Origin of the sequence: Cupriavidus taiwanensis (assembly GCF_900250075.1) — a bacterium.
GTDB classification, from domain to species: Bacteria; Pseudomonadota; Gammaproteobacteria; order Burkholderiales; family Burkholderiaceae; genus Cupriavidus; species Cupriavidus taiwanensis_C.
Map to the genome: position 1 here is coordinate 763,981 of NZ_LT977071.1, position 22,593 is coordinate 786,573.

The 22,593-nt window shown below is 69.4% G+C and carries 20 protein-coding genes; 10 read left to right on the forward strand and 10 right to left on the reverse strand.

Going from position 1 to position 22,593, the window contains the following annotated elements; translation table 11 throughout:
* The first annotated feature begins 97 nt into the window (after window positions 1-97).
* The 3 genes from CBM2588_RS19915 (at window position 98) to CBM2588_RS19925 (ending at window position 4,231) form a co-directional block, all read left to right on the forward strand.
* The gene (locus CBM2588_RS19915) at window positions 98-1,891 is read left to right on the forward strand and encodes an acyl-CoA dehydrogenase family protein (RefSeq protein WP_115682127.1); all 1,794 of its coding nucleotides are present in this window, start codon (window positions 98-100) and stop codon (window positions 1,889-1,891) included.
* A 219-nt stretch (window positions 1,892-2,110) separates the two neighbouring features.
* A complete protein-coding gene (locus CBM2588_RS19920) occupies window positions 2,111-3,085 on the forward strand; it encodes a Bug family tripartite tricarboxylate transporter substrate binding protein (RefSeq protein WP_115682128.1) in 975 nt (324 codons plus the stop codon).
* A 24-nt stretch (window positions 3,086-3,109) separates the two neighbouring features.
* A complete protein-coding gene (locus CBM2588_RS19925) occupies window positions 3,110-4,231 on the forward strand; it encodes a CaiB/BaiF CoA transferase family protein (protein ID WP_115682129.1) in 1,122 nt (373 codons plus the stop codon).
* 84 nt (window positions 4,232-4,315) lie between these two features.
* Here CBM2588_RS19925 and CBM2588_RS19930 read toward each other — a convergent pair whose 3' ends face one another.
* The 4 genes from CBM2588_RS19930 to CBM2588_RS19945 form a co-directional block, all read right to left on the reverse strand.
* Entirely contained in the window at window positions 4,316-6,049 is a 1,734-nt protein-coding gene (locus CBM2588_RS19930; protein ID WP_115682130.1) for a lactate permease LctP family transporter, read from the reverse strand.
* A 256-nt stretch (window positions 6,050-6,305) separates the two neighbouring features.
* Window positions 6,306-7,751, reverse strand: a complete 1,446-nt coding sequence (locus tag CBM2588_RS19935) for a LutB/LldF family L-lactate oxidation iron-sulfur protein (protein ID WP_115682131.1) — start codon at window positions 7,749-7,751, stop codon at window positions 6,306-6,308.
* A complete protein-coding gene (locus CBM2588_RS19940; RefSeq protein ID WP_115682132.1) occupies window positions 7,748-8,449 on the reverse strand; it encodes a LutC/YkgG family protein in 702 nt (233 codons plus the stop codon). The genes CBM2588_RS19935 and CBM2588_RS19940 overlap by 4 nt, the downstream gene beginning before the upstream one ends.
* The gene (locus CBM2588_RS19945) at window positions 8,446-9,228 is read right to left on the reverse strand and encodes a (Fe-S)-binding protein (protein ID WP_115682133.1); all 783 of its coding nucleotides are present in this window, start codon (window positions 9,226-9,228) and stop codon (window positions 8,446-8,448) included. The genes CBM2588_RS19940 and CBM2588_RS19945 overlap by 4 nt, the downstream gene beginning before the upstream one ends.
* Before the next feature lie 125 nt (window positions 9,229-9,353).
* Between CBM2588_RS19945 and CBM2588_RS19950 the strand changes: the two genes are divergently transcribed.
* Complete coding sequence (locus tag CBM2588_RS19950; RefSeq protein WP_172581803.1) at window positions 9,354-10,073, forward strand: FadR/GntR family transcriptional regulator; 720 nt, start codon at window positions 9,354-9,356, stop codon at window positions 10,071-10,073.
* 143 nt (window positions 10,074-10,216) lie between these two features.
* Here the strand turns inward: CBM2588_RS19950 and CBM2588_RS19955 are convergent, their stop codons facing one another.
* On the reverse strand, window positions 10,217-11,254 hold the full coding sequence (locus CBM2588_RS19955; RefSeq protein WP_111520882.1) for an AI-2E family transporter: 1,038 nt from the start codon (window positions 11,252-11,254) through the stop codon (window positions 10,217-10,219).
* A 221-nt stretch (window positions 11,255-11,475) separates the two neighbouring features.
* Between CBM2588_RS19955 and CBM2588_RS19960 the strand changes: the two genes are divergently transcribed.
* Both CBM2588_RS19960 and eutC read left to right on the forward strand, forming a co-directional pair.
* Window positions 11,476-12,858 (forward strand): ethanolamine ammonia-lyase subunit EutB, encoded by a 1,383-nt coding sequence (locus CBM2588_RS19960; RefSeq protein ID WP_115682135.1) that lies wholly within the window; start codon window positions 11,476-11,478, stop codon window positions 12,856-12,858.
* 9 nt (window positions 12,859-12,867) lie between these two features.
* Window positions 12,868-13,683, forward strand: a complete 816-nt coding sequence (eutC, locus tag CBM2588_RS19965) for an ethanolamine ammonia-lyase subunit EutC (RefSeq protein ID WP_115682136.1) — start codon at window positions 12,868-12,870, stop codon at window positions 13,681-13,683.
* A 61-nt stretch (window positions 13,684-13,744) separates the two neighbouring features.
* Here eutC and CBM2588_RS19970 read toward each other — a convergent pair whose 3' ends face one another.
* Together CBM2588_RS19970 and CBM2588_RS19975 are read right to left on the reverse strand one after the other, a co-directional pair.
* On the reverse strand, window positions 13,745-14,218 hold the full coding sequence (locus CBM2588_RS19970; RefSeq protein WP_018006022.1) for an aminoacyl-tRNA deacylase: 474 nt from the start codon (window positions 14,216-14,218) through the stop codon (window positions 13,745-13,747).
* 83 nt (window positions 14,219-14,301) lie between these two features.
* Window positions 14,302-15,225 carry a LysR family transcriptional regulator gene (locus CBM2588_RS19975; RefSeq protein ID WP_115682137.1) on the reverse strand — a complete coding sequence of 308 codons (924 nt, stop codon included), beginning with the start codon at window positions 15,223-15,225 and terminating at the stop codon, window positions 14,302-14,304.
* Window positions 15,226-15,583: 358 nt separating this feature from the next.
* Between CBM2588_RS19975 and CBM2588_RS19980 the strand changes: the two genes are divergently transcribed.
* Both CBM2588_RS19980 and CBM2588_RS19985 read left to right on the forward strand, forming a co-directional pair.
* A complete protein-coding gene (locus CBM2588_RS19980) occupies window positions 15,584-15,925 on the forward strand; it encodes a hypothetical protein (protein ID WP_092314779.1) in 342 nt (113 codons plus the stop codon).
* Between the two features lie 197 nt (window positions 15,926-16,122).
* Window positions 16,123-16,893, forward strand: a complete 771-nt coding sequence (locus CBM2588_RS19985) for a ferredoxin--NADP reductase (protein ID WP_018006019.1) — start codon at window positions 16,123-16,125, stop codon at window positions 16,891-16,893.
* A 58-nt stretch (window positions 16,894-16,951) separates the two neighbouring features.
* On the opposite strand, the gene fumC is transcribed toward CBM2588_RS19985, so the two are convergent.
* A complete protein-coding gene (fumC, locus tag CBM2588_RS19990) occupies window positions 16,952-18,358 on the reverse strand; it encodes a class II fumarate hydratase (protein WP_115682138.1) in 1,407 nt (468 codons plus the stop codon).
* 139 nt (window positions 18,359-18,497) lie between these two features.
* On the opposite strand from fumC, the gene CBM2588_RS19995 reads away from it, so the two are divergent.
* A complete protein-coding gene (locus CBM2588_RS19995; protein ID WP_115682139.1) occupies window positions 18,498-19,382 on the forward strand; it encodes a LysR family transcriptional regulator in 885 nt (294 codons plus the stop codon).
* Between the two features lie 34 nt (window positions 19,383-19,416).
* On the opposite strand, the gene CBM2588_RS20000 is transcribed toward CBM2588_RS19995, so the two are convergent.
* Window positions 19,417-19,767: a four-helix bundle copper-binding protein gene (locus CBM2588_RS20000; RefSeq protein WP_012354956.1), complete on the reverse strand. Its 351-nt coding sequence runs from the start codon at window positions 19,765-19,767 to the stop codon at window positions 19,417-19,419.
* A 325-nt stretch (window positions 19,768-20,092) separates the two neighbouring features.
* Between CBM2588_RS20000 and CBM2588_RS20005 the strand changes: the two genes are divergently transcribed.
* Window positions 20,093-20,467: a hypothetical protein gene (locus CBM2588_RS20005; protein ID WP_062804036.1), complete on the forward strand. Its 375-nt coding sequence runs from the start codon at window positions 20,093-20,095 to the stop codon at window positions 20,465-20,467.
* Here the strand turns inward: CBM2588_RS20005 and CBM2588_RS20010 are convergent.
* Window positions 20,461-22,476: a sensor domain-containing diguanylate cyclase gene (locus tag CBM2588_RS20010; RefSeq protein ID WP_115682140.1), complete on the reverse strand. Its 2,016-nt coding sequence runs from the start codon at window positions 22,474-22,476 to the stop codon at window positions 20,461-20,463. The two genes, CBM2588_RS20005 and CBM2588_RS20010, sit on opposite strands and share 7 nt — an antisense overlap.
* Window positions 22,477-22,593 lie beyond the last annotated feature (117 nt).

Genomic DNA, 22,593 nt, shown 5'->3' on the forward strand with positions numbered 1-22,593 from the left:
CAAGCCAATTTTAGAATTAGACGCAAATCCTTGGGGTTTGAATAATGGAGGCCAAAGGGGCCGCAAGCCGGCGCCCAAGCAAACCAGGAGACCAGCCATGCCATCCAGCGCCGTGCGCGACTTCCCCCAGCAACACCCGGCCGCGCCCGCTGCGCATCCGGTGCCGGACCGCCACGGCGGCAGCCTGTTTGCCGCCGACCCGGACCTGCGCGCGCTGCTGCCGCTGTACCTGCCGCCAGACCTGTTCAGCCACCTGCTGCCGCACCTCGAGCGCATGGGCGCGCTGGCTGGCGGCGTGCTCGACGAGCTGGCCGGCGTCGCCGACCGCAACCCGCCGGAACTGACTTACCGCACCCGCGCCGGCGTCGACGCGCAGCGCATCGACAAGCACCCGGCCTATGTCGAGATGGAGCGGGTGGCCTTTGCGGAATTCGGTCTCGCCGCCGCCTCTCACCGCGGCGGCGTGCTGGGCTGGGACAAGCCCATGCCGCCGGCGGCAAAGTACGCGCTCACGTATCTGTTCGTGCAGGCGGAGTTCGGCCTGTGCTGCCCGCTGTCGATGACCGATTCGCTGACGCGCACGCTGCGCAAGTTCGGCGACCCGGCGCTGGTCGGGCGCTTCCTGCCCAACCTGACCACCCAGGTCTTTGACGACCTGTACCAGGGCGCGATGTTCATGACCGAGCAGGGCGCCGGCTCCGACGTCGCCGCCACCGCCACGCGCGCGGTGCGCGATGCCTCGGCCGAGGGCGGCTGGCGCCTGCATGGCGACAAGTGGTTCTGCTCCAATCCCGATGCCGCGCTGGCGATGGTGCTGGCGCGCGTGGAAGACGAGGCCGGCAACGCCGTGCCCGGCCACAAGGGCGTGTCGCTGTTCCTGCTGCCGCGCAGGCTGGAAGACGGCAGCGCCAACCACTACCGCATCATCCGGCTCAAGGACAAGCTCGGCACGCGCTCGATGGCCAGCGGCGAGATCCGTCTGGAGGGCGCGCACGCTTACCTGGTCGGCGAGCCCGGCCGCGGCTTCGTGCAGATGGCGGACATGATCAACAACTCCCGCCTGTCCAACGGCGTGCGCGCCGCCGGGCTGATGCGCCGCGCGTTGACCGAGGGCCTGTTCATCGCCAGCGAGCGCCAGGCCTTCGGCAAGCGCCTGCAGGACATGCCGCTGATGCGCCGCCAGTTGCTCAAGCTGACGCTGCCGACCGAGCAGGCCCGCACCATGGTGTTCCAGACCGCCGAGGCACTGCGCCGCGCCGACGCCGGCGAGCCCGACGCCTACGCGCTGATGCGCATCCTGACCCCGCTGATCAAGTTCCGCGCCTGCCGCGACGCGCGCAAGGTCACCGGCGACGCCATGGAGATTCGCGGTGGCTGTGGCTATATCGAGGAATGGAGCGACCCGCGCCTGGTGCGCGACGCCCACCTCGGCTCAATCTGGGAAGGCACCAGCAATATCGTCGCGCTCGACGTGCTGCGCGCGGTCCGGCGCGAGGGGGCATTGCCGGTGTTGCAGGCGCACCTGGCCGGGCTGCTGGCCGATACCCCGATGCAGGCGGACGCCCGCGCCGTCTTCGAAAGCGCCATCGCCAGCGCTGCCCGACTCGCCGGCCAGGCCGCCGCGGCCGGTGCCGACGGCGAGCTACTGGCGCGCCAGGCGGCCTCGGCCCTGTACCACGTGACCAGCGCGGTGGCGATGGCCTGGGAAGCCGGGCGCATCGGCTCGGTGCGCCGCATGCGGCTGGCGCAGCTGGTGCTGCGCCACCGCGTGCTGCCGCAGGATCCGCTGGCGGCAAGCGCCGAGCCGGCCTGGCTGGCCGAAACGGTGGCGCCCGCCGACGACGGCGCGCTGCGCGCGGCCGGCGCGGTCGATGCGGTCAACGTGTTCTGACGCCGTCAAGCTGAGCCCATTGTTTGCTCCCCTCTCCCGCTTGCGGGAGAGGGGCCGGGGGAGAGGGCAGGCGCTGGCATACCGATACGCCTGGCTTCGTTGATGCTCCCGCCCTCTCCCCAACCCTCTCCCGCAAGCGGGAGAGGGAGCAGCCCAACCCCAGTGCCCCAACCATCCCGCCTACCCCGCGGGAGACGTCCTACACCAGGAGACAACGCCATGAAACTCTGGCACCGCGTCGCGGCCATCGCCGCGTGTTCGCTGTTTATCGCCCCCGCCTTCGCGCAGAAGGACTTCCCGTCCAAGCCGATCATGATGGTGGTCACCTATCCGCCGGGCGGCCCCACCGATGCCATGGCGCGCACGCTCGCCGCCGCGCTCAAGACCAGCCTGGGCCAGCCGGTGGTGGTCGAGAACCGCGCCGGCGCCGGCGGCAATATCGGCGCCGAGGCGGTGGCGCGCGCCGAGCCCGACGGCTACACGCTGATGTTCGGCACCTCGGCGCCGCTGGCGATCAACGTCAGCCTGTACCGCAAGATCAACTACGACCCGGTCAAGAGCTTCACCCCGGTGATCCAGATCGGCCAGCTGCCCAACGTGCTGGTGGTCAATCCGTCGGTGCCGGCGAAGAACGTCACCGAGCTGATCGCCTACGGCAAGGCGCATCCGGGCAAGCTGACCTATGCCTCGTCCGGCAATGGCGCTTCGTCGCACCTGGCCGGCGTGCTGTTCAACAACGTCACCGGCACCGATTTCCAGCACATCCCGTACAAGGGCACCGGCCCGGCGCTGAACGACCTGCTGGGCGGCCAGGTCAGCATGACCTTCACCGACGTGCTGACCGCGATGCCCTTCATCAAGAGCGGCAAGGTGCGCGCGCTGGGCGTGACCACCAGGGCGCGCTCGCAGGCGCTGCCCGACGTGCCGACGGTGGCCGAGCAGGGCGTGCCCGGATTCGACGTGTCGGTGTTCTTCGGCGTGGTCGCGCCCGCCGGCACGCCGGCGGAGGTGGTCGGCAAGCTCAACCGCGCCTTTGCCGAGGCGCTGAAGCAGCCCGACGTGCGCAAGACGCTGCAGGCGCAAGGCCTGGAGTTCGCCCCGTCGACCACGCCGGAGCAGCTCGGCAGTTTCGTCAAGGCCGAGGTGGGCAAGTGGCGTGCCGTGGTGCAGAAGTCCGGCGCCCAGCTTGATTGACACAACGCCCGGAGGATTGCAGCCATGACCCAAGCCCGTCCCGGCGCGCTCGCCGGCATCCGCGTGGTCGACCTGTCGCGCATCCTGGGCGGCCCGTACTGCGGCCAGATCCTGGGTGACCACGGCGCCGACGTGCTCAAGATCGAACCGCCGCAGGGCGATGACACCCGTACCTGGGGCCCCCCCTTCAAGGATGGCGTGGCGTCGTATTACTTCGGCCTGAACCGCAACAAGCGTGTGATGCGGCTGGACCTGACGGCCGAGCCGGACCGCGAGGTGCTGCTGGCGCTGCTGGCCGAGGCCGACGTGCTGGTCGAGAACTTCAAGACCGGCACGCTGGAGAAGTGGGGCCTGGGCTACGACATGCTGTCGGCGCGCTTCCCGCGGCTGGTTCATTGCCGGGTGTCCGGCTTCGGCGCCGACGGTCCGCTGGGCGGCCTGCCCGGCTACGATGCCGCGATCCAGGCCATGTCCGGCATCCTGAGCATCAACGGCGAGGCCGATGGCGAGCCGCTGCGCGTGGGCTTGCCGGTGGTCGACATGGTGACCGGCCTCAACGCCGTGATCGGCGTGCTGCTGGCGCTGCAGGAGCGAGCCCGCAGCGGGCGCGGCCAGTTCGTCGAGGCCGCGCTGTACGACTCGGGGCTGTCGCTGCTGCATCCGCATGCGGCCAACTGGTTCATGAGCGGCAACACGCCGCAGCGCACCGGCAATGCGCATCCCAACATCTATCCGTACGACACCGTCGCCACGGCCACCGACCCGGTGTTCCTGGCGGTGGGCAACGACCGGCAGTTCCGCATCCTGTGCGAGCACCTGCAGCTGCCGGCGCTGGCCGACGACGAGCGCTACGCCACCGCCGGCGCGCGTTCGGTCAATCGCGTCGCGCTGAAGGCGGAGCTGGAAGCGCGCCTGCGCACGCTCGACGGCAAGGCGCTGGCGGATACGCTGGTGGCCGCGGGCGTGCCGTGCGCGCCGGTGCTGTCGGTGGCCGATGCCTTGCAGCATCCGCATACGCGGCACCGCGAGATGGTGGTGGAGATGGAAGGGGGGTACCGGGGCCTGGGTGCGCCGGTGAAGCTGAGCCGGACGCCGGCGACGTACCGGTATGCGCCGCTCACTGAAGGGGACGAATTCCTGGAGTAGGGGCGGCGTGGCTACCTCCCGCCGCTGCTTTGCGCCCTCTTCCGCAAGCGGGAGAGGGCGCACGTAATCAGCAGGATTCGGGTGTCACCCAGGAATCATCCCCGGCAGCCAATACGCCTGCACCATCGTCATCACGCCGATGATCACCGCGAACAGCAGGCTGTGCTTCACCGTGAAGCGGAACAGCTCCGATTCCTTGCCCACCAGCCCGGTCGCCGCGCAGGCCACCGCGATCGATTGCGGCGAGATCATCTTGGCGGTGACGCCGCCGGTGGTGTTGGCCGCGACCATCAGCGTGTCCGACACGCCGATCTGGTGCGCGGTGGTGTTCTGCAGCGCGCAGAACAGCGCATTGGATGAGGTGTCGGACCCGGTCAGGAACACGCCCAGCCAGCCCAGGAACGGCGAGAAGAACGGAAATGCCGCACCGGTGCCGGCCAGCAGCAGCGCCAGCGTCGAAGACATGCCGGAGTAATTGGCGACAAAGGCGAACGCCAGCACCAGCCCGATCGACAGCACCGGGCGCGCCAGTTCCACCAGCGTTTCGCCGAACGTGGCCAGCAGGTCGCGCGGCTTCATGCGCAGCAGCACGGCGGAGATCAGCGCGGTCAGCAGGATCGCGGTGCCGACGGCGGAGAGCAGGTCGAGCTTCAGCACCGCGTCATAGGCCTTGGGCGTGGCCACGATCGGCGCGGCCTTGATCACCAGTTGATCCAGACCCGGGACCTTGAACTTCAGCACCGTGCCCGCCAGCGGACCGTTGGCGGCGAACAGCGCCTTGAACGGCTGCAGGCTCCACACCGTGACGATGGCGGTCAGGATGCCGAACGGCGCCCACGCGCGCAGCGTCTGCGCCAGCGTGTAGGGCGATGCCTTGCGGCTGTGCATCGCGCCGCCATAACCGCCGCCAATATCGCCGCCAATATCGCCGCCAAAGCCAGCAAGCGCGACCGTGCCGCCACTGACGTTGCCAGCGCTGCCGCCGGCGCGCTGCGACGCGCTGCGCGGCTGCCACACCTTCAGGAACGCCGCCAGCGACACCAGGCTGACCAGTGCCGACGTGATGTCCGGCAGTTCCGGCCCGATATGGTTGGAAGTGAAGTACTGCGTCACGGCAAAGCTGCCGCCGCACACCAGCGCCGCCGGCCAGGTCTCGCGCACGCCCTTGGCGCCGTCCATCATGAACACCAGCCAGAACGGCACCAGCAGCGACAGCAGCGGCAACTGGCGCCCGGCCATGGCGCCGATATGGAAGGGGTCGAGGCCCGTCACCTGCCCGGCCACGATGATGGGAATGCCCATCGCCCCGAACGCCACCGGCGCGGTATTGGCGATCAGGCACAAGCCCGCGGCGTACAGCGGGTTGAAGCCCAGCCCCACCAGCAGCGCCGCGGTGATCGCCACCGGCGCGCCGAAGCCCGCCGCGCCTTCCAGGAAGGCGCCGAAGGCAAAGCCGATCAGCAGCATCTGCAGGCGCTGGTCGTCGGTGATCGACAGCACCGAGGCGCGGATCACGTCGAACTGGCCGGTCTTGACCACGATCTTGTAGAGGAACACCGCGGTCACGATGATCCACGCAATCGGCCACAGGCCGTAGGCAAAGCCGAAGCCGGCCGCGGCCAGCGCCTGCTGCGCGGGCATGCCGTAAGCCAAGATCGCCACGGCCAGCGCCAGCAGCAGCGTCACCGCCGCGGCGACATGGCCCTTCATGCGCCAGACCGCGAGCGCGATGAAGAAGAACACGATGGGGATCGCTGCCGCCAGCGAGGACAGCCACAGGCTGCCCAGCGGTGTGTAGAGTTGGGTCCAGGGTTGCAAGGGTGGTCTCCTGATTTGGTGGTGGTTTGGGAAAATTCTTGTTCTGTATGCGAGTACCGCGGCCGTTTCCGTTCCCGCTGGTTTGCTCCCCTCTCCCGCTTGCGGGAGAGGGGCGGGGGAGAGGGCAGGCCGTCGTTATGCGGCAGCGTTGTACTTCGTCGATGCTCCCGCCCTCTCCCCAACCCCCTCCCGCAAGCGGGAGAGGGAGCACACAGTCGGGAGTTCGAAGCCTCGGCGCCCCGTCTGGCGCAGCCGCCTACTCCGGCTGCCCCTTTTCCTTCAGCAGGTCCGCCAGGCTCTTCGCCGCCGGCTTCAGCGGCGTGCGGTGCTGCGTCCATCCCATCTGCTTGCCCGGCGTCAGCGCGCGCAGCCGCGTCGCGGCCCAGCGGAACAGCCGGTACGTGGCCGGATGCGAGTACGCCCCGCTCCAGAAGCGCCACACCAGGTGTTCACCACGGCTGTACTTCGCTCCCTGCCCGCGCAGGGGGTTCGCCACCTTCTCGTCGGGATCGCGGTTAGCCTCGGTGCGCAGGCGCACCAGCAACTGCGGGATCGGGATGCGCACCGGGCAGACCTCGCCGCAGGCGCCGCACAGGCTCGAGGCGGTGGCCAGGTCGGCGGTGGCATCCAGCCCCAGCAGGTGGGGCGACAGGATCTTGCCGATCGGGCCAGGGTAGGTGGTGCCGTAGGCGTGGCCGCCGATGCGGGTGTAGACCGGGCAGTGGTTCATGCACGCGCCGCAGCGAATGCATTGCAGCGTGGCGCGCAGCTGCGCGTCGGCATAGGCCTGGGTGCGGCCGTTGTCGAGCAGCACCAGGTGCACTTCGCGCGGGCCGTCGCGCTCGCCGGCGCGGCGCGGGCCCGAGATCAGGTTGAAATAGGTGGTGATGGCCTGGCCCGTGGCCGAGCGCGTCAGCAGCGTCGACAGCGGCACGATGTGCTCGAGCCGGGCCACCACCTTCTCCATGCCCATGATGGCGATATGCACGTCGGGCACGGTGGTGGACAGCCTGCCGTTGCCCTCGTTCTCCACCAGCCACAGCGTGCCGGTGTCGGCGGCGGCGAAGTTTACGCCGGACAGGCCGATATCGGCCTCGACGAAGGCCTGGCGCAGCGCGCGGCGGCCGGTCTGGATCAGCGCGTCGACGTCCTCGGTATAAGGCGTGTCGGGGATATGCTCGGTGAACAGCTGCGCGATATCGCCCTTGGTCTTGTGGATCGCCGGCATCACGATATGCGAGGGCTTCTCGCCGGCCAGCTGGACGATGTACTCGCCCATGTCCGACTCGATGCACTCCACGCCGCGTTCAGCCAGGTAATGGTTCAGCTCGATCTCCTCGCTGGCCATCGACTTGCCCTTGATTACGCGCCTTGCCTGCCTGGCGCTGGCGATGCCGTGGATGATGGCGTTGGCCTCGTCGGCGGTCTCGGCCCAGTGCACTTGCACGCCGGCGGCGGTCAGCTTCTGTTCCAGCTGCACCAGCAGGTCGGGCAGGTTGGCCAGCGCGTGCTGGCGCACCGCCTCGCCCAGGTCGCGCAGGCGCTCGAGTTCGTCGGCGTCGGGAAACTGCGCCAGGCGCTTGCCTTGCAGGAAGTCCATCGCGCCGCGAAAGCTCTGGCGCAGCTTGGGGTCGTCCAGGGCCTCGCGGGCACGCGCCTTGAACGCCTGCGGCGCTACGAATTGCAGGGTTTGCTCGCTCATCGCGCGGCCTCCGCGTTATCGGTCTCGATCACCACCCACAGCCGGCGCGGACCATGCGCGCCGTAGGCCAGGGTCTGCTGGATGTCCGAGGTCTTGGACGGGCCGGAGACCAGCACCAGGTTGGTCGGCATGCCGTCGGCCCAGCGCTCGGCGCGCGCGGCCATGTGCAGGTCGGCGTGCAGGGTCGAGGCCCGCACCAGCGCGACATGCAGCGGCGGCACCAGCGACACCGTGCGCGGCGAGCCCGCATCGGGCGCCAGCACCAGCGTGCCGGTGGCGGCGATGCCGGAGCGCGCCACGGTGAAGCCGGCATCGACGGTGTCGAACAGTTCGGCCTTCCAGGCCTCGATCGGGCGGTCGTAGCCGATGGCTTCGATCGCCGCCGGCAACGAGGCTGCCAGCGCCGCGCCGGCCGGGCTGGCCGGATCGAGCAGCAGCCGCTTCACGCCGGCCCTGGCCAGTTCCGCAGCCAGCAAGCCGGGCCAGGCGGTGGCGTCGGCGCACCAGACCTCGGCATGCAGGCCCTGCAGCGCGGCCTGCATCGCGGCGACGCGGTCGCCCGTCGCGGACGTGCCGTGGCGGCGCGCTTCGAAATGGCTGTCGATGCGCCGATCGAGCTCAGTGGTTTGCGGCGACGGCACGGGCGCGGCGGCGCGCAGCCGCCCCAGCATGCGTTCGCGGGCGCCGGGCGTGCTCATGCGGCACCTCCGGTACGGCGCCACAGGAAGCTGGCCAGGTGTTCTACCTGCAGCGGGGCGCGGTCGTGCGCGGCGGTATGGCCGATATTGAGCAGGCAGCCGCAGTCGGCCGAGACCAGGCGGTCGCAGCCGGTGGCGCAGGCCGACGCCACCTTGTCGCGCACCATGGCGCCCGAGATATCGGGATGCTTGAGCGAGAAGGTGCCGCCGAAGCCGCAGCACTCCGACTCGCGCGCATGCTCGACGCGGGTCACGCCAGGCAGCGCATCGACCAGGGCCACGCCGTGCCCGCGCGTGCCCATTTCGCGGCGCGCGCCGCACGAGGTATGCAGCACGATGCGCTCCGACGGCTGGGCCGACGACGCGGCAGTGCCGAAGTCCACCTTCAGCACGTGCAGCAGGAACTCGCCCAGCTCGTAGACACGCCCGGCCAGTTCGCGCGCCTTCGGGCCGGCCACGGCATCGTCGGCAAAGAGCTGCGGCCAGTGGTGCCGCATCATGCCGGCGCACGAGCCGGACGGCACGATCACGGGCCATGGCTGGCCGAACAGGTCGAGCTGGGCTCGCGCAACCGCGCGCGCCGCGTCGGGGTTGCCGCTGCTGTAGGCGGGCTGGCCGCAGCAGCTCTGGCCGCGCGGGAAATGCACGGTCAGGCCTTCGCGCTCGAGCAGCCGCACGGCATCGAGGCCGGCCTGCGGCACGAACATGTCGACCAGGCAGGTGGCAAACAGGTAAGCCTGCGTAGGGGCAGGGCCGCTGGGGTACTGACGATCCTTCATGTCTCGCTCCACACGTGCTGGGTCGCACGTTTGGGCACATAATTCCCGCTTCCGCCCGGCGGTTCAAATTGGTCGGACCAATTCAGAATGCGCGCCGCGCACGTTCAGGAGCGAGGGAATACGGCATGACGGCAGCCAGGCACGGGAATGCCCGCGGACGCGTGGAGTCGGTGATGCGGCGCATGGAAACCGCGCTGCTCGACGGCACCTGGCCACCCGGCACGCGCTTGCCGGCCGAGCGCACGCTGGCCGAGCAGTACGCGGTGGCGCGCAACACCGTGCGCGAGGCGATCCAGCGCCTGGCCGCGCGCGGCCTGCTGCAGAGCCGGCGCGGCGCGGGCGTCTATGCCACCGACCAGCTGCGCGCCGGCATTGCCTCGCCGTGGGGCCAGCTGGTGGCCGACCATCCCGCGCTGCGCGAAGACATCCTGGAGTTCCGCCGTGTGCTGGAAGGCGCCACCGCGTACTTTGCGGCGTTGCGCGCGGATGCCGCCGACGTGAAGCGCATCCGCGCGCTGATGGCCGAACTGGAACGCGCGCGCGCCGCCGACGACAAGCAGGCCGAGGCCGATGCCGACGCGCAGCTGCATGACGCCATCGCGCAGGCCTCGCACAACACCATGTTCCTGCACCTGCATACCAGCGTGATCGGCATGCTGCGCGAGCACATCACCATCAACGGCACCGGCCTGCGCGAACAGGACGATGGCGCCTCCGACCTGCTGCTGCTGCAGCACCGCACGCTGTGCGATGCCATCTGCGCGCGCCGCCCAGAAGAGGCGCGCACGGCGATGCAGACCCACATCGACTTCGTGCGCAGCCGCGTGGAGCAGGACGGGGCCTGAATACAGGGTAGAGGAATACCGTCATTCCCGCGCAGGCGGGAATCCAGCGTCGTTGAAAGTCACTGGGTTCCCGCCTTCGCGGGAACGACGGTCGTGGCGTGCTCATTGGTCCTACCACCGGCCCGGCGTGCCGGCCACTGCCTTCAAATCAGCCCGGCACCGGCCAGTTCGCGCTTCAGGTACGCGTAGAAGATCGGCCCGGCGATCACGCCCGGGATGCCGTACAGCGTTTCCATCAGCAGCATCACCATCAGCAGTTCCCACGCCGCCGCCTGGATGCGCGCGCCGATGATGCGCGCGTTGAGGAAGTACTCGAGCTTGTGGATCACCACCAGGAACACCAGCGAGCCCACCGCGATCGGCAGCGATACCGACAGCGAGGCCACCACGATGGCCGTGTTCGAGATCAGGTTGCCCAGCACCGGCAGCAGGCCCGCGACAAAGGTGATCACCACCAGGGTCTTGCTCAGCGGCAGGTGCACGCCGAACAGCGGCAGCACCAGCAGCAGGTAGAGCGCGGTCAGCACGGTGTTGATGGTGGAGATCTGGATCTGCGCGAAGATGAACTGCGAGAACGCCTGCTGCAGCGTGCGCGCGCGCGCCACCAGCGCGGCCGCCAGCGGGCGCCGGTTGGGGCGCGCCACCGCGCGGTACAGCGCCACCATCGCGCCGATCACCAGCCCGATCAGGATATGGACCAGCGTGCGCAGCACCTCGGCGCCCAGCTTCTGCGCCATCGCGGCGTGTTCGCGCAGCGTGTCGATCAGCGTGTTGGCCAGTTCGTCGACGCCATTGGGCAGCGCGTCGCTGACCCACGGCGGCAGCTGCCCGCGCGAGCGGTCGATGATGTCGGCGACGTGGTTGAGCAGGCCGTCCAGGGTATTGCCCTCGCCGCTGACAAAACGCACCAGCAGCCAGCCGGCCAGCGTCAGCCCCAGCAGGATCAGCGCCGACAGGATCGCCACCGCGAGCGCGTCGTGGCGCTGGTGCAGGCGCTTCAGGCGCGGCGCCAGCACGTCCACCAGCGAATACAGCAGCAGCCCGGACAGCAGCGCCGCCACCAGGTTGGCGTGCAGCACGGTCCAGAGCGCCAGCGCGGTCAGCAGGTAGGCGACGGTGCCGACGCTGTACCACGCGGCCGGCGGCAGGCGCGGGGTGACGGTCGGTTCGGGGTCTTTCATCGGTGTCTCCGGCATGCAATTTGCTGAAAGGAATTCTGGATTCTCGCCGATCCAGATGTAATGGCTGCGTCAGTCGCTGCTTGGTTCGCACTTGCCGCCGCGACCTGGCGCCGATGTTGGCATATCGGCACGCGCAAAGGGTGTCTATATTAGGGGAATCGTGCGCGACCCGCGGCTTGCCGCGCGAGCCGTGTTTGTCGCCAAATCCGGGAACGCAACGCATGGCCTACACCCATACCATCGGCAACCACCGCCACGTCTTTGCCGACCTGCGCACGCTGCTGGCCAGGGCCAGCCCGGCGCGCTCCGGTGATGCGCTCGCGGGCCTGGCCGCGCAGAGCGAACAGGAGCGGATGGCGGCCAGGCTGGCGCTGGCCGAGGTGCCGCTGACGCGCTTCCTCAACGAGGCGCTGGTGCCTTATGAAGACGACGAGGTCACGCGCCTGATCCATGACCGCCACGACGCCGCCGCCTTTGCCGCGATCGATGCCACCACCGTGGGCGACCTGCGCAACTGGCTGCTGCGGCACGAGACCGACAGCGCCATGCTGGCGCGGGTCGCCCCGGGCATCACGCCGGAGATGGCGGCGGCGGTGAGCAAGCTGATGCGCAACCAGGACCTGGTCGCGGTGGCGCGCAAGTGCCAGGTGGTCACGCGCTTTCGCAGCACGGTGGGGCTGCCAGGCCGGCTGGCGGTGCGGCTGCAGCCCAACCACCCGACCGACGACCCCAAGGGCATTGCCGCGTCGATCATCGACGGGCTGCTCTATGGTTGCGGCGATGCCACCATCGGCGTCAATCCGGCCTCGGACAACCTCGGCGCGATCGTCTCGCTGCTGCGCATGATCGACGAGCTGCGCAGCCGCTTCGACATCCCCACGCAGTCGTGCGTGCTGACCCATGTCACCAACACGCTGCGCGCGATCGGCCAGGACGCGCCGGTGGACCTGGTGTTCCAGTCCGTTGCCGGCAGCGAGCGCGCCAATGCCGCCTTCGGCATCAGCCTGTCGCTGCTGGCCGAGGCGCACGACGCCGCGCAGGGGCTGGCGCGCGGCACCGTGGGCGACAACCTGATGTATTTCGAGACCGGCCAGGGCAGCGCGCTGTCGGCCGACGCGCACCACGGCGTCGACCAGCAGACCATGGAGGCGCGCGCCTATGCGGTGGCGCGCGCGTTCTCGCCGCTGCTGGTCAATACCGTGGTCGGCTTTATCGGGCCGGAGTACCTGTACGACGGCAAGCAGATCATCCGCGCCGGGCTGGAAGACCACTTCTGCGGCAAGCTGATGGGCGTGCCGATGGGCTGCGACGTCTGCTACACCAACCATGCCGAGGCCGACCAGGACGACATGGATACGCTGCTGACGCTGTTCGGCGTGGCCGGCATCAACTTCATCATGGGCGTGCCCGGCGCCGACGACATCATGCTGAACTACCAGAGCACCTCGTTTCACGACGCGCTGTACCTGCGCGAAGTGCTGGGGCTGCGCCCGGCGCCGGAATTCGAGGCCTGGCTGCAGCGCATGGGCATTGCCGACGGCGCCGGCCGGCTGCTGGAGCCCGCGGCGCGCCAGCCGCTGCTGCAGATGGCCCACACCTTGTAAGGCATCGCGATGACGGCCAAACGCCAGGCTCCCGCCAGTCCCGACCCCGCCCCGGCCGAAGCCGACCCGTGGCAACGGCTGCGCCGATTCACGCGCGCGCGCATCGCGCTGGGGCGCACCGGCCACAGCCAGCCCACCGACGCCGTGCTGGCCTTCGGCCTGGCCCATGCCCAGGCGCGCGATGCGGTGCACCTGGCGCTCGAGGTGGGCACCGTCACCGCGGCGCTGGATGCGGCCGGGCTGCCGCACGTGGCCGTGCACAGCGCGGCGCCGGACCGCGAGCACTACCTGCGCCGCCCCGACCTGGGCCGCCGTCTCGACGAAGCCAGCCGTAAGCGGCTGGACGCGGCACGGCCGCAGCAGGCGCCTGATGTGGTGTTCGTGATCGCCGATGGCCTGTCCGCGCTGGCCACGCAGCGCCATGCGCTGCCGCTGCTTCAGGCGGCGCGCCAGCGCCTGCCGCACGGCTGGCAGATCGGTCCCGTGGTGGTGGCCGAGCAGTCGCGCGTGGCGCTGGGCGACGAGATCGGCGAGCGGCTGGGCGCGCGCCAGGTGGTGATGCTGATCGGCGAGCGGCCCGGGCTGAGTTCGCCCGACAGCCTCGGCATCTACCTGACCCATGCGCCGCGTGTCGGCCGCACCGATGCCGAGCGCAACTGCATCTCCAATGTGCGCCCCGAGGGGCTGTCCTACGCGCAGGCCGCCGAGCGGCTGGTGTTTCTGCTTTGCGGCGCGGCGGCGCTCGGGCGCTCCGGCGTGGACCTGAAGGACGACAGCGCGCCGGCGTTGCCCGCAGGCGCCGAGGCATCGCCACAGGTCCGCTGAAACAGCAAAACGGCCACCGCGCGGGCCGCAACCCGCGTGGTGGCCGTTGCCGCCGCACCGCTTACATCATGCGGCGCGAGAACTGCCCGTGCCCAGCATCCGACATCAGTTGCTTGAACTGGTCGCCGCTCATGTGCACCAGGTCCTGGTGGTCGCCGCCCTCGAAATACACTTCGGGCTGCTGCATCAGGCTGTCGTCCACATAAGTTGTCATGCCGTATGCCATCGCCACCGGCGGAATCGCGCCGAGGTCGCAATCCTTGAATATCTCGCGGATCTCGTCCTCGTGCGCCAGCACCAGGTTGCGCCCGGTCTGTTCGCAGATGGCCGCCATCTGCAGGTGATGGCTCGAAGGGATCACAGCGGCAACGTAGCCGCGTTCATCCTCCAGCAACAGCGTCTTGGCCAGCCGGTCCCCGGGCACGTGCGCGGCCTCTGCCGTGGCCATGCTGCTCAGGGTGTAGGGGTGGCGGATGATGTCGTAGCGGGTGTTCTTGCTGCTCAGGCAGTTAGCGAGCGTACTAGCCAAGGCCATGATTGCTCCTAGGTTCCGGATGCGCCGACGGTTATCCTTGTGCTCCTAATATAGTGCGCCGGCGCCATGGCGATGGCCTGCGGCTAGCGGTGCAGCCGCGGCCACACCGCCTGCAGTTCGGTCTTCAAGAAATTCAGCAGGTAGCGCGTGGCCAGGGTCTGGTAGCGGTTGGGCATGGTCAGCATGTAGAGCTTGCTGCCGAACACGCTGATGCGGTAGTCGGACAGCAGCGGCACCAGTGCGCCGCTGTCCAGTTCCGCGCCGATCGCATAGATCGGGAAGATGCCGACGCCCAGGCCGGCCAGCACCGCCTCTTTCAGGAAGGCGAAGTTCTCCGAGCTGAGCGTGGGCTCGAGCACCACTTGTTCGCGCACCTCGCCATCGTTGCCGCCTTCGCGCGAGCCCGATGCCTTGAGCTTCTGCCCCACCGGCGACGCGCACACGATGGCATGCGACTGCAGCCCGGCCAGTGCCTGCGGCGCCGGGTGGCCGGCAAGGTACGCGGGCGCGGCGCAGACGATCCAGTCGACCGCGCCGATCTCGGTGGCCACCACCGAATCCGGCGGCGTCGAGATGATGCGCAGCGCCACCTCCACGTCCTCGGACACCAGGTTGTGCACGCGGTTGTCGAACACGACATCCAGCGTGATATCCGGATAGCGCTGCTTGAACCGCACCAGCAGCGGCGACAGCAGCGAATGGCCCAGCCCGGTGGGCACCGACAGCCGCACATGGCCCTGCAGGCTCTTGCCCATGTTGCTGATCAGCGCATTGGCCGCCGCGACCTCGCCCAGGATATTGCGGCCGTGCTCGTACAGGCCGGCGCCCACCGGCGTCGGCTCGACATGGCGCGTGGTCCGGCGCAGCAGCTGCACGCCCAGCTCTTCTTCCAGCGCCTTGAGCCGGTAGCTGACATTGGCGCGCGTCATCTTGAGCTTGCGCGCGGCCGCGCTCAGGTTGCCGGCGTCGACGATGTCGACGAACAGGCGCAGGGCGTTCAGGTCCATGGGGTGATCAGGGAAAGACAGGGGCGGTGACGGCCCCCGTATATTGCCATGCCGGCGCCATGGGGCCGGCGGGCGCTCACATACCAGTGGAACGCGGTCTTGAGGTGGCCCAAGCCTCTTCATGCCGGGCGGGACTTACGTCGCAGCCCTATGTTGCGATGCAGCATGGGCGGCGTGACGACGAAGTTTTCAGCCTTTGCGGGCAATTGTTCCGCTAAATGGACGCCGATATCCGAATTGGCACCGTCCGGCGCCGTGCCGCAATGCGATGTTGCGCGCACTGCGGCTTGCGCTGGGCGCGGGTCTGGGCAATGATTCGAGCCGGACCCTCAACTGGCCTTCTGCGCCCCCGTTTGCCATGCACCGCTCGTTGCGCCGATGGCTGTGCCTGCCCTTGTTCTTTGCCGGCGCCAGCGCCTCCGCCCAGGATCTGGTCGAATGCAAGCGGATCGAGCATGACCAGCTGATCATCGCCTCGCAGGAAACCCTGCTGTTCCTGCGCTGCCGCGCGCGCCAGGTCGCGTACGAGGCGCCGCGCCTGAAGGGCGTGTCGCAACGCGTCAAGGACGACCTGGTGTTCGCGTGCCTGGACCAGGCCGACGCCGTCGAGCACCAGCTGCGGGTGCGCCACGGCTACTCGCGCGAAGCGCTGGCGCGCCAGCGCTGCGAACTGTCCGGCGCGCTCACGCCCGGCGGGTGAAGCCGGGATCTCGCTGACCCAGGCAAGCGCCGCCACGCGTTTATCGACGTGATGGCTTCGGCTCATCCGCTCGGGATTGGCGCTAATCCCTGCTGCCGTTGCAGGCTCCGCCTGCGCCGAGCCGGGGCTTGCGTTAAGATCGCTTCCTTCCCAGCCGTTTTTTTGGCGCGCCGTCGCGCTGCATTCCGCGTCTTGCCATGAGCAATCTGAACCAGCAATCGATCCTTTCCGTCCATCACTGGACCGACACCCTTTTCAGCTTCACCTGCACGCGCGACCCCGGTTTCCGCTTTGAAAACGGCCAGTTCGCCATGGTCGGCCTGGAAGTGAATGGCCGCCCGCTGCTGCGCGCCTACAGCATTGCCAGCGCCAACTATGAAGAGACGCTGGAATTCTTCAGCATCAAGGTGCCCGACGGCCCGCTGACCTCGCGCCTGCAGCACCTGCGCGAAGGCGACCAGATCTACGTTGGCAAGAAGCCGACCGGCACGCTGCTGGTGGACAACCTGCTGCCAGGCAAGACCCTGTGGCTGCTGGCCACCGGCACCGGCCTGGCGCCGTTCCTGTCCATCATCCGCGACCCCGACGTCTACGAGCGCTACGACAGGGTGGTGCTGACCCATACCTGCCGCTTCGTCGAAGAGCTGGCCTACCGCGAGCTGATCCAGGAACACCTGCCCCAGCACGAGCACCTGGGCGAGCTGGTGCGCGAAAAACTGGTGTACTTCCCGACCGTGACCCGCGAAGAGTTCGACAACCGCGGCCGCATCACCGACCTGATCGCCTCGGGCGAGCTGTTCGAGCGCCTGGACATGGCGCCGTTCTCGACCGAGAACGACCGCATCATGCTGTGCGGCAGCCCGGACATGCTGAAGGACGTGCGCGCCATCCTCGAAGCGCGCGGCTTTGCCGAAGGCAATATGAGCCACCCCGGCCATTTCGTGCTGGAAAAGGCCTTCGTCGGCTGACGCCGGCCCGCCCCGGCGCGGTTCCGCGCCGGGCGCCTCTGTTTCAAGCCCGCACGCGCTACACCTCGCGCGTCATCCCCTTCAGGTCGATCCACTCGGCAAATTGCGCCTCGGTGACATGCCCGGACGCGATCGCGGCCTCGCGCAGCGACAGGTTGCGCTTGACCGCCAGCTTGGCGATTTCCGCGGCGCGGTCGTAGCCGATATGCGGATTGAGCGCGGTCACCGGCATCAGCGAGCGCTCCAGCAGTTCGGCGATGCGCTCGCGGTCGGCCTCGACCCCCTCGACCATATGCTCGGCAAAGCTCGAGGCCGCGCCCGCCAGCAGGCTCACCGATTGCAGCAGGCTGTAGATGATCACCGGCTTGTAGGCGTTCAGCTCGAGCGTGCCCAGTCCGTTCGCCAGCGTCACCGTGGTGTGGTTGCCGATCACGCGGCAGCACACCATCGCCAACGCCTCGGCCTGGGTCGGGTTGACCTTGCCTGGCATGATCGAAGAGCCCGGCTCGTTGGCCGGCAACACCAGCTCGGCAAAGCCGGCGCGCGGCCCGGAGCCCAGCAGCATGAAATCGCGCGCGATCTTCAGGAATGACGACGCGGTGGTGTTGAGCGCGCCCGACAAGTCGGCCAGCGCATCGTGCGCGGCCTGCAGCGCATAGCGGTTGGGCGCGGGCTCGAACGGCAGGCCGGTGTAGTCGGCCAGCGCGCGCGCAAAGGCGGCGGCAAAGCCGTGGGGTGCGTTCAGGCCGGTGCCCACCGCGGTGCCGCCCTGCGCCACCGGCATCGCGCGCAGCATGGCCTGCTGCAGGCGCGACTGCGCATCGGCCACCTGCGCCATGTAGCCGGAGAACTCCTGCCCCAGCGTCAGCGGCACCGCGTCCTGCAAGTGGGTGCGGCCTACCTTGACGATATCGGCAAAGGCCTCGACCTTGCGCGCGAAGGTTTGCTGCAGCTGCTCCAGCGCCGGCAGCAGTTGCTGCTGGATCGCGCGCGTGGCGGCAATGTGCATCGCGGTGGGGAAGCTGTCGTTGGACGACTGGCTGGCATTGACGTGGTCGTTCGGGTGCACCGGGGTCTTGCTGCCGACCTCGCCGCCCAGCAGCTGGATGGCGCGGTTGGCGATGACCTCGTTCAGGTTCATGTTGGTCTGCGTGCCGGAGCCGGTCTGCCACACCGACAGCGGGAACTCGTCGGGCCAGCGGCCTTCGATGACCTCGGCGGCGGCCTGCTCGATGGCATGCGCCAGCTCGGGCGGCAGCACGCCCAGTTCGCCGTTGGCGCGCGCCGCGCACAGCTTCAGGATGGCAAAGGCCTCGATCAGCGCGGGCGGCATCTTCTCGGTGCCGATGCGGAAGTTCTGGCGCGAGCGCTCGGTCTGCGCCCCCCACAAATGGTCGGCGGGCACGGGCACGTCGCCCAGGCTGTCTTTTTCGATGCGGGTGGCGGCGGTGGACGGGTCTGGCATGGGCTGGCTCCTTGGCAAGGCGGCGGACGGCTGGGCCGGAGGGCATGGCTCGGTCCATTAGAATACCGCTTCGCCATGGCGGGTGCCTGCGCTCCGCCGTCTTGCCGCGTTGCCGGCGTCCGCGACCTCTTCCCGCCGCATGCTCATCGCCCAGCTCAAATCCTTCTTCATGGTGGCCCGCATCGGCAGCGTCACCCAGGCGGCCAAGCGCCTGGGCCTGTCGCAGCCCACCATCACCGCGCAGATCCGCGCGCTGGAAGAGGCCTACGGGGTCGAGCTGTTCCACCGCGGCGGGCGCCGGCTGGCGCTGTCCGACGCCGGGCTGGCACTGCTGCCGCGAGTCGAGGCGCTGGTGCAGCAGGAAACCGAGATCGACTTCTTCCTGCGCCATTCGGGCGACCTGCGCACCGGCAGCCTGCGCGTGGGCGCCACCGCGCCGTACTACGTGCTGGAACTGATCCGCCGCTTCAGCGAGCGTTTTCCCGCGATCGACGTCAGCGTGGTCACCGGCAACTCGCAGGAGGTGCTGGAGGCGCTGCAGGAATACCGCGTCGACCTTGCCACCTCGTCGCAGCGCGTCGACGACGCGCGCCTGTCGCGCATGCTGCTGGGCGTCGATCCGCTGATGCTGGTGGTGCACCGCACCCATGCGCTGGCCGGCCATACCGAAGTGCCGGTAAGCGCGCTGGCGAACTGCCGGCTGCTGATGCGCGAGCTGGGCTCGACCACGCGCATCGCCACCGAGGACATGCTGGCGCAGGCGCGCGTCAGCCCCGCCGCGCAGATGGAAATCGGCAGCCGGGAATCGATCCGCGAAGCGGTGATCCGCAACCTGGGCGTTTCGGTGATTGCCCGGCACGAGGTGCCAAGCCATGCTGACCTGCGCGTGCTCGGCTTCACCGATGCCGCGCCGTGCCTGCACGAATACCTGTATTGCCTGCGCGAGCGGCGCGGCGCGCGGCTGATCGATGCCTTCGTCGCGCTGGCGGACACACCGGCCGCGCAGGCGCCCGGCGAGGATTGAGCGAGCGCGAGCCTGGGGCGCGGCGGCGCCGGCGCTACGCTGTCATTTTCAGGCACTGCTCCATGCAGACGGCGCAGGCGCGCGCGCATTCCTGGCAATGCTCGGCGTCATGGCGCTCGCATTCTTCCTTGCACCACTTGCAGACCTCGGCGCAGTCCTCGCACACCAGCGGCGCGAACTCGCTGTTGCGCAGCATGTAGGACGCGGCCAGCTGGGCGATGCCGGCGCAATCCATGTCCAGCGCAATGCAGCGCGCCATCTTGCGCACGTCCTGTTCTTCCAGGCAGGCGGCCGCGCACTTGAGGGCGGCCGCCGCCGCGGCATTGCAGGCGGCAATGCAGTCGGCGTAGCGGGCGGCGTTTTCCTGCACGGTGGGTCGGATCATGGAACGTCCTCCTTCGGGGGTAGGTGGATGGAATCGGCATGCCCGCGGTGCGGCAGGCGGCGCATCCGCGCCCGCACGGGGCATCGTTATCCACAATAGCAGGCGCTGCAGCTTCCTGTCGGCCCGGTATTTGCAGCGCCGCGCTGGTTACAATGCCGGGTAGGCGCGGCCGGCAGGCGCCGGCTCGCAGGCATCGCGGCCGTCACCTGGCCACGGTCTGGGGCACCACCGGCCCGCATTGCGCATCTAACAGGCACGGCACCGGCCCGAGCGGCCGGCCGCTGCAAACACACACACACCGGCAGCACGGGGAAGGAAGGACATCATGGGCGAGGCAAAACGGCGGGGTACCCCCGAGGAGCGTGCGGCACAGGCACGCGCAAAGATCGAGGCCTTGCGCCCCGCCCAACTGGTGTGCGGGCACTGCAAGACCGCGTTTGCACAGTTCGACGCGCTCGACGTGCCGGGCCTCCCCGGCATCGACGCGGTGTTCGGTGGCGAATGCCCGAACTGCGGCAACGACGTGGTGGTGTTCAAGGGTGCGCCAGAGGCCGTCGCCCAGGCCATGATCGCCTGGGAAAAGATGCTGGGCGCCGACGCCCAGCTCGGCTACCAGTCGAGCGACGGCCGCCACGTGCCGTTCGAGCCCGAGGGCGCGGCCGGCGCGGTGCCGGACAAGCCCGCGGGCACGCTTCACTGAGCCGGGAACGGCCCCGCGTGCTGCGGGCTGGCTTGGTCCGCCAGTTCGGGCGGACCGATCTCGTAGCGGCCGCGGCCCGCGCCCTTGGCGCGGTATAGCAGCACGTCGGCGAGCCGCATCAGCTCGTGGTCCTGCGCCGGGCCACCGCGGTACAGCGCCACGCCGATGCTGACATCGACGTCGGCGCGCACGCCCTCGAAGCTGAAGGGAACGTCCATCGCCTGCAGGATCGCTTGCGCGACCCGGCGCGCGGCGGCGGGCTGCGCCAGGTCTTCGAGCACCACGGCGAACTCGTCGCCGCCCAGCCGGGCCACGGTATCGCTGTCGCGCACGCAGCGGCGCACGCGCTGCGCGAAGTCCTGCAGCAGCAGGTCGCCGGCGGCGTGGCCGTGGATATCGTTGACCGCCTTGAAGCGGTCCATGTCCAGATACAGCAGCGCCATCAGCGTGCCCTGCTCGCGGCTGCGCGCCATGGCCGCGTGCAGCTGGCCTTCGAAGGCGCTGCGGTTGAGCAGCTGGGTCAGGTGGTCGGTGCGCGACATGCGCGCCAGGCGCTGGGTCTCGAGCTTGCGCTGGGTGATGTCCTGCACGTGGACATGCACGCCCACCACTTCGCTGCCGTCGGCGCTCCATTCCGGGCGCAGGCTGGTTTCCATGCAGTGGTAGTCGGGGCCTTCGTCCTCGGTTTCGAAGGTCACCGCGCTGCCGGCCAGCGCGCGCTCCAGGAACGGCCGCACGCGCGCGAAGCGGGCCTCGCCCAGCACCTCGCGCATGGGCTTGCCGCGCAGCTCTTCGGGCTTCAGGCCGAACACGCGCTCATAGGCCAGGTTGTTGAACACATAGCGCGCTTCGGTATCGACAAAGGCCAGCAGCGACGGCAGCGTGTCGGTCACCGCGCGCAGCCGGCGCTCGCTGCGGTCCAGCGCCTGGCGGCGCTCGCGCACGTCGCGCATCAGCTTGATGAAGGCGCGCGTCAGGTCGCCGATCTCGTCGCGCTGCTGCCGCGTGGGCAGGCGCTCGAACGCGGACAGGTCGTTGGCGCTGGCCAGCACCACCCGGTGCAGCCGCGACAGCGGCGTCAGCTGGCGCCGCACCGCCAGCCAGATCAGCAGCGCCACCCCGGCCATCGCCACCCCTGCCATGCCGAGGAAGCGCTGCTGCATCTGCCGCAGCGGCGCGTAGGCTTCGCGCGCCGGCAGCAATGCCACCAGTTCCCAGCCGGTGCTCGACATCAGGTAGCGCGCGATCACCGGCCGCGCCGGCGTCAGGAATTCCAGCGGCGCGGGGCTGTCGTCCTCGCCGCAGGTGTCGGCCACCGGCCGTGCCGGCTGGCGTGCCTGCGCGGGATCGGGATGGCGCACGTAGACCGGCTCGCGGCCGGCCGAGACCAGGCAGTAGTAGCCGGTGGTGCCGAGCCGGTTGTGCAGGATGTCGACCAGGAAGTTGGCGCTGGACAGGTCCAGCCATCCGCCCACCAGGCCCAGGAAGCCGCGCTGCGGCGACAGCACCGGCACCGCCACCAGCACGCCCATCTGGCCGCTGGTGCGCGAGCGGATCGGCGGCGATACCACCGGCGCCAGCGTGCGCGCCGCCTCGCGGAAGTAATCGCGGTCGCGGACTTCGGCGCCGTCGCCCTGGCCGCTGAGGACATTGCCGTGCCGGTCGGCGACCAGCAGCGCGTTGAATGCCGCCGGCACCGGGATCGCGGCGGACAGCGCCTGCAGCGCGCGCTGCCGCGCCGCCGCAGCGTGCGCGCCGTGCGCCTGCGCCATCAGGTCGCCGAGCTGGTCGGCCTGGTGCGACAGCAGCTGGATGCGGTCGTTCATGGCCGTGTCGAGCTGGTTGGCGGTCAGCTTGACCACGGAATCCTGCTGGCCCTCGAGCGCATCGTGCAGATCGCTGTGCGCGTCATACAGGGCGATCAGTATGATGCCGGTGCCGAACACCGCGGCCAGCACGGTGGTGATGATCGCAATGCGCGCTTTCAGCGTGGGCGTGTAAACGGGCATGTCGGGTGCAGTGGGGGCGCAAGGGCAGCGAGGCACAGCGCAGGCTTGTCGCAAACTGCAGGTCGAGTCTCGGGTGCAACCCTACCATACCCCTGCCTTGGTGGGGCATCGGGCATT